The organism is Enterobacter sp. SST3 (assembly GCF_000286655.1).
In the GTDB taxonomy this organism is placed as follows: Bacteria; Pseudomonadota; Gammaproteobacteria; order Enterobacterales; family Enterobacteriaceae; genus Enterobacter; species Enterobacter roggenkampii.
On sequence record NZ_ALNS01000035.1, the window covers coordinates 43,817 to 50,994 of the forward strand.

Annotated in this window: 4 protein-coding genes and 1 pseudogene; 2 read left to right on the forward strand and 3 right to left on the reverse strand. The window is 58.7% G+C overall.

From position 1 onward, the window contains the following. Window positions 1-17: 17 nt before the first annotated feature. Window positions 18-1,493 (reverse strand): TrkH family potassium uptake protein, encoded by a 1,476-nt coding sequence (locus B498_RS02880; protein WP_008502992.1) that lies wholly within the window; start codon window positions 1,491-1,493, stop codon window positions 18-20. Window positions 1,494-1,692: 199 nt separating this feature from the next. On the opposite strand from B498_RS02880, the pseudogene B498_RS02875 reads away from it, so the two are divergent. Next, a pseudogene (locus B498_RS02875) lies at window positions 1,693-3,867 on the forward strand (YgiQ family radical SAM protein). Window positions 3,868-3,964: 97 nt separating this feature from the next. Here B498_RS02875 and dkgA read toward each other — a convergent pair. Both dkgA and yqhD read right to left on the reverse strand, forming a co-directional pair. Beyond that, a complete protein-coding gene (gene dkgA / locus B498_RS02870) occupies window positions 3,965-4,792 on the reverse strand; it encodes a 2,5-didehydrogluconate reductase DkgA (RefSeq protein WP_008502994.1) in 828 nt (275 codons plus the stop codon). Window positions 4,793-4,897: 105 nt separating this feature from the next. Continuing rightward, complete coding sequence (gene yqhD / locus B498_RS02865; RefSeq protein WP_008502995.1) at window positions 4,898-6,061, reverse strand: alcohol dehydrogenase; 1,164 nt, start codon at window positions 6,059-6,061, stop codon at window positions 4,898-4,900. Between the two features lie 194 nt (window positions 6,062-6,255). On the opposite strand from yqhD, the gene B498_RS02860 reads away from it, so the two are divergent. Further along, complete coding sequence (locus tag B498_RS02860) at window positions 6,256-7,155, forward strand: AraC family transcriptional regulator (RefSeq protein ID WP_008502996.1); 900 nt, start codon at window positions 6,256-6,258, stop codon at window positions 7,153-7,155. Window positions 7,156-7,178: the final 23 nt, after the last annotated feature.

Genomic DNA, 7,178 nt, shown 5'->3' on the forward strand with positions numbered 1-7,178 from the left:
GGTTCGCCGGGAATGGTTTATGCCCGCCAGAAAAAGCGCGAGAACAGAATCAGCACCGGGTAAATTTCCAGACGCCCTAAGATCATTGCCGCACACATCAACAGCTTAGCCCCTTCTGTTAACGTGCCGAACGTCGACGCCGTCTCGCCAAATCCCAGCCCCATGTTGTTGATACAGGCGGCGACCGTCGCGAATGACGTAAACAGATCGTAGCCCATCAGATTAAGCGCCCAGACAAAAAAGCCCGTGATCATCACGTAGAGAAAGAAGAAGCTCCAGACCGAGCGCAGGACGCGTTCATTCACCACGCTTTTGCCCACCTTAATGCTCAGCAGCGCGCGCGGATGCGCCAGCTGGTTCATCTCCTGAATACTCTGCTTGAACATAATCAAAAAACGCAGGGCTTTGATCCCGCCGCAGGTCGAGCCTACGCAGCCGCCAAAAAAGCTGGCGCTCAACAACAGGAAGATGGTGTGGGTGGGCCATTGGGCGTAGTCGGCGGTCGACAGGCCGTTATCGGTCATCATCGAACTGGCAAGGAAGAAGGCGTGCACCAGGCTATCCGTGGGGCTGTACATGCCTGCATGCCAGACCTGCCAGGCGGTGATGAGGATAATCGCCGCAGCGGCGCTCAGGAAGAATTTAACCTCCGGGCTGCGACGAATCGGCTTCAGGGTGCGTCGGACAATGGCGACGTACCAGAGGGTGAAGTTAAACGCGGAGAGCAGCGAAAACGCCCCGGCAACCAGCTCGATTGCGTGGCTGTCATAAAAACCAATGCTCTCGCTGCGGGTGGAGAAGCCGCCCAGTGACACGGTCGAAAGCCCGTGACAGACGGCGTCAAAAAAGGACATTCCCGCCAGCCAGTAGGCCAGAGTGCAGGCCACGCCCAGCGCGAAGTAGGTCACCCACAGCGTGCGCGCGGTATCGGCAAGGCGGGGCGTCAGACGCTCCTCCTTGAACGGCCCCGGCATCTCTGACTGATAGAGCTTCATGCCGCCAATGCCCAGCAGCGGCAGGACCGCGACGGCCAGCACGATGACGCCTAACCCGCCAATGAAATTCAGCTGAGCGCGGTAATAGAGGTACGACTTAGGCAGGGCGCTGACGTCCCCGATCACCGTCGCTCCGGTAGTGGTGATCCCGGAAACCCCTTCAAAGAGCGCGTCAGCAAAGGAGAGCTGAAGCCCGTCATCCATCCAGAGCGGCATGGCGCTAATCAACGAAAACAGCAGCCAGAACAGCACGATAATCACGAAACCGTCGCGGGTGCGCAGCTGGATGCCGGCGTGGCGGGTTGCCCGCCAGGTTAAGCCTCCGAGACTAAAAAAGGTTAAAAAAGTGGTCAGGAAGGCAAAGTAGGTCCGCTCTTTGTTCAGCAGGGCGATAACCATCGGCGGCAGCATGGAAAGGCTGTACAGCAGCACAAGGAAACCGCAGAGGTGCAGGACAACCCGCAGCTGGGAGACATGTAACGAATCGTTGGGCTTCACAACTGAGCTCCGCACAAACACGCATTCCGGGGCAAATCACCGGAAAATAGAGTGAATATTATGATCCAAAATTATCAGGGCGGCGTATTTTAACGACTTCCGTGAATATCTGCCTGCTTCCTGCATCCTTTTCTTCAAATCTGGCAGATGAACAGCGTATAATCCCGCTCCTTTTGTTTATTTTTTCTTCGGAAGCATTATGAGCGCAATTTCCCTGATCCAGCCGGATCGTGACCTCTTCTCCTGACCCCAGTACTGGGCGGCCTGCTTTGGACCGGCGCCGTTCCTGCCGATGTCCCGGGAAGAGATGGACCAACTGGGCTGGGACAGCTGCGACATCATTCTGGTCACGGGCGATGCCTACGTTGACCACCCGAGCTTCGGCATGGCCATCTGTGGCCGCATGCTTGAGGCGCAGGGCTTCCGCGTGGGGATCATCTCCCAGCCTGACTGGAACAGCAAAGACGACTTTATGCGTCTGGGTAAACCGAACCTGTTCTTCGGCGTGACCGCGGGCAACATGGACTCGATGATCAACCGCTATACCGCCGACCGTAAGCTGCGCCATGACGACGCCTACACGCCGGATAACGTGGCGGGCAAACGTCCGGACCGCGCAACCCTCGTCTACACCCAGCGCTGCAAAGAAGCCTGGAAAGACGTGCCGGTGATCCTGGGCGGCATCGAGGCGAGCCTGCGCCGTACCGCACACTACGACTACTGGTCAGATACCGTGCGCCGCTCGGTGCTGGTGGATTCCAAGGCCGACATGCTGATTTACGGAAACGGCGAGCGTCCGCTGGTGGAAGTGGCGCACCGCCTGTCGCAGGGCGAGCCGGTGAGCAGCATCCGCGACGTGCGCAATACTGCGATCATGGTGAAAGAGGCGCTGCCGGGCTGGCGCGGGGTAGATTCCCGCATCATCGATATGCCTGGCAAAATCGACCCGATCCCACATCCGTACGGCGACGATCTGCCGTGTGCCGATAACAAACCGGTAGAGCCAAAGAAGGCGGAAGCGAAGGCGATCGTCGTGCAGCCGCCGCGCCCGAAGCCGTGGGAAAAGACCTACGTACTGCTGCCCTCCTACGAGAAGGTGAAAGCCGACAAGGTGCTCTACGCGCACGCGTCCCGTATTCTGCACCATGAAACCAACCCGGGCTGCGCCCGCGCGCTGATGCAGAAGCACGGCGAGCGCTTTATCTGGATCAACCCGCCGGCGATCCCGCTCTCCACCGAAGAGATGGACAGCGTCTTTGCGCTGCCGTACAAGCGCGTGCCGCACCCGGCGTACGGCAACGCCCGCATCCCGGCGTATGAGATGATCCGCTTCTCGATCAACATCATGCGCGGCTGCTTCGGTGGCTGTTCCTTCTGCTCCATTACCGAGCACGAAGGGCGCATTATTCAGAGCCGCTCTGAAGATTCGATCATCAATGAGATCGAAGCCATTCGCGACTCCGTGCCGGGCTTTACCGGCGTGATTTCCGATCTTGGCGGCCCAACCGCCAACATGTATATGCTGCGCTGCAAATCACCGCGCGCGGAGCAGACCTGTCGTCGCCTCTCCTGCGTCTATCCGAGCATTTGCGAGCACATGGATACCAACCACGAGCCGACGATCAACCTTTACCGCCGCGCGCGCGATCTGAAGGGCATCAAGAAGATCCTCATCGCGTCCGGGGTGCGTTATGACATCGCCGTGGAAGATCCGCGCTACATCAAAGAGCTGGCGACGCACCACGTTGGTGGCTATCTGAAGATTGCGCCGGAGCACACCGAAGAAGGCCCGCTGTCGAAGATGATGAAGCCGGGCATGGGCAGCTACGATCGCTTTAAGCAGCTGTTCGACACCTACTCGAAGCAGGCGGGCAAAGAGCAGTATCTGATCCCGTACTTCATCTCCGCCCACCCGGGCACGCGTGATGAGGACATGGTGAACCTGGCGCTGTGGCTGAAGCAGCGCCGCTTCCGCCTGGATCAGGTGCAGAACTTCTATCCGTCACCGCTCGCCAACTCGACGACCATGTACTACACCGGCAAGAACCCGCTGAGTAAGATTGGCTATAAGAGTGAAGACGTGGTGGTGCCGAAAGGGGATAAACAGCGTCGTCTGCACAAAGCGCTGCTGCGCTACCACGATCCGGCCAACTGGCCGCTGATCCGCCAGGCGCTGGAAGAGATGGGCAAAAAGCACCTGATCGGCTCGCGCCGCGACTGTCTGGTACCGGCCCCGACGCTGGAGGAGATGCGCGAAGCGCGTCGCCAGAATCGCAATACGCGCCCGGCGCTGACCAAGCACACGCCGATTGTGCATCAGCGTTCGAACGGTGGAGCGGGAACGAAGAAGAACGTAAAACGTAAGATCGGTTAAACCTGTAACAAAGCCCGGTGGCGCTAGCGCTTACCGGGCCTACAGGCCAGCGCGTAGGCCGGGTAAGGCGCAGCCGCCACCCGGCTTTTTTACGCGACTATCCGCCAAACTGATCCGGGTCTGGCCCAAGCCGCTTGCCCTTATCCAGCTTCGCAATTTCCCCCAGCTCATCTTTGTCCAGACGGAAATCCCAGACGTCGAAATTCTCGGCGATGCGCGATGGCGTGACCGATTTCGGGATCACCACCAGGCCGTTGTCCAGATGCCAGCGAATGACGATCTGCGCCGGGGTTTTGCCGTATTTATCCGCCAGGTCGCGGATAATTTTCTGATCGAATACCCCTTCACCACCCTGAGCCAGCGGGCTCCAGGATTCGGTCTGAATCTTATGCGTGGCGTTCCAGGCGTGAAGCTGGCGCTGCTGCAACAGCGGGTGCAGTTCGATCTGGTTAATCACAGGCGCGACGCCCGTCTCGTCAATCAGCCGCTGCAGGTGATGAACCTGGAAGTTACAGACGCCGATGCTTTTCACCAGCCCCGCTTTTTGCAGTTCAATCATCCCTTTCCAGGCATCAACGTAATGGTCGATGGCCGGAACCGGCCAGTGCATGAGATACAGGTCGACGAAATCGAGCTGGAGCTTCTCCAGACTCTCCTGCAGGGCTTCGCGGGGACGCTTTTGATCGTCATTCCACAGTTTCGTGGTGATGAATAACTCATCGCGGGGAACACCGGCGCTGGCCAGTGCGGTCCCCACGCCGTCCTCGTTTTTGTACGCGGCGGCGGTGTCAATCGACCGATAGCCGACTTCCAGGGCTTTATGAATGGCGGAGACGACCTCGTCGTTACCGGCTTTCCATACACCTAGCCCCAGCTGGGGCATCACGTTGCCGTCCTGCAGCTTGATTACGGTTTGGTTTGCCATTTTTCCTCCTTCAGGTGCGCATCGCCGGAGGGATACTCCGGCGATGGGGTGTGCATTAAGTCTGGACGAAATGTCAAAAAACGAAAGTCGGGGGGACAAAAACGCTTAGCGTGCCGCCTCGTAAATACGGCGGCTGACGTCCAGGGTGATGTCGCCGTGCTCGCCCAGATGGGTCATGCCATGCTCTTCGAGTTTCGCCAGCAGGGCAGGGATAGAGCTGCCGTCCAGACCGTAGCCAGACAGACGCGTTGGCACGCCCAGACCTTCAAAGAAGCTGCGGGTCGCTTCGATGGCGGCATCAATACGCGCATCGTCAGAACCCTCGGTGATGTTCCACACGCGCTCAGCGTACTGCAGCAGTTTGGCGCGTTTGGTATCACGTTTTTCATTCCACAGCGCAGGCAGCACAACGGCCAGCGTCTGCGCATGATCCAGACCGTGCATCGCCGTCAGTTCGTGGCCCAGCATGTGGGTCGCCCAGTCCTGCGGCACGCCAGCACCGATCAGGCCATTCAGCGCCTGGGTGGCGGCCCACATCACGTTGGCGCGAACGTCATAGTTTTCCGGCTCTTTCAGCGCTTTCGGACCTTCTTCAATCAGCGTCAGCAGAATGCCTTCCGCAAAACGATCCTGGATTTTGGCATTCACCGGATACGTGACGTACTGCTCAACGGTATGAACAAAGGCATCGACCACGCCGTTCGCGACCTGACGCGCAGGCAGGGTGTAGGTGTAGACCGGATCCAGAATGGCGAAGACAGGCTGAACGTGTTCGTTCATGAAGGCCTGCTTATCACCGGTAGTTTTACGGGAGATGACCGCGCCCTTGTTGGATTCAGAACCGGTGGCCGGGAGGGTCAGCACGGAGCCCATCGGGATAGCGCTTTTGATGTCGCTCCCGCGGGTTTCCAGAATGTGCCACGGATCGATGCCGTCAGCATAGTGCGCTGCCGCCGCGATGAATTTGGTGCCGTCCAGCACGGAGCCGCCGCCGACCGCCAGCAGGAAGGTGATGTTTTCTTCGCGGGCGATTTTCACCGCGTTCATCAGCGTTTCGTAGGACGGGTTTGGCTCAATGCCGCCGAACTCACGCACGTCCAGACCGTCCAGCGCGCTGTAAACCTGATCCAGCACGCCGGTTTTTTTCACGCTGCCGCCACCGTAGGTGATCAGCACGCGGGCGTCAGCAGGGATCTGTGCGCGCAGGTCAGCGATAGCGTCTTTACCAAACAGAATGCGGGTTGGGGTGTGAAGATTAAAGTTGTTCATTGCTCGTTCCCTTTAGTGGGTGAAAAACCGTGGTGCGCAGAGGGCGACCTGATGCTGCACATTGTGGCTGTCCGGGGCTACGCCCTCAATGCACATTCCTGCCGATGTCTTGCCCATTTCTACAGAGCGCTGGAGAAAGCGCGGAAAACAACGCACACTGTCAACGTCGAAAACCGCACCCGGAGTAACGCAAGATGAACCGTGAGGCTATCTGCCAGCAGCTCACTGCGCAGATTAAGAGATTGATAGATAATGAAAATCGTGCCAGCGATCTGCTGCCGGACATTCGCCTGCTCTACGGCACGCAGCCCGGAACGCGCACGCCGGTCATGTACCAGCCGGGCATCGTTTTTCTCTTTTCAGGCCATAAAATTGGCTATATCAACGAGCGCGTGTTCCGCTACGACACCAATGAATATCTGCTGCTGACAGTACCTTTACCCTTCGAATGTGAAACCTTCGCGACAGAGGCGGTTCCGCTGGCGGGGATCCGCGTCAATGTTGATATCCTCCAGCTGCAGGAGTTGCTGATGGAGATTGGCGAAGACGAACTCTTCCAGCCTTCGATGGCCTCAAGCGGGATCAACTCGGCAACGCTGTCGGAAGAGATCCTCTGCGCCATTGAGCGTCTGCTGGACGTCATGGAGAGGCCGCTGGACGCGCGCATACTGGGCAAGCAGATTATCCGAGAAATTCTGTACCACGTGCTGCTGGGCCCGGGCGGCGGCGCGTTACTTGCCCTGGTGAGCCGACAGACCCACTTCAGCCTGATAAGCCGCGTGCTCAAGCGTATCGAAAGCCAGTACACGGAGAACCTCAGCGTCGACCAGCTGGCGGCGGAAGCGAACATGAGCGTCTCGGCGTTTCACCATAACTTTAAATCGGTAACTAGCACCTCGCCGCTGCAGTACCTCAAAACCTACCGGCTGCATAAGGCGCGGATGCTGATGATCCACGACGGCATGAAGGCCAGCGCGGCGGCGATGCGGGTGGGCTATGAAAGTGCCTCGCAGTTCAGTCGGGAGTTTAAGCGCTATTTCGGCGTCACGCCGGGAGAGGATGCGTCACGTATAAGAACGATGCAGGGAGCCTGAGGGGAAACGTAGGCCGGGTAAGG

Bases quoted from the DNA above. Each gene is read 5' to 3' on its own strand.
- B498_RS02860 (WP_008502996.1), top strand. From the start codon at position 6,256: ATGAACCGTGAGGCTATCTGCCAGCAGCTCACTGCGCAGATTAAGAGA.
- dkgA (WP_008502994.1), bottom strand. From the start codon at position 4,792: ATGGCAAACCAAACCGTAATCAAGCTGCAGGACGGCAACGTGATGCCC.
- yqhD (WP_008502995.1), bottom strand. From the start codon at position 6,061: ATGAACAACTTTAATCTTCACACCCCAACCCGCATTCTGTTTGGTAAA.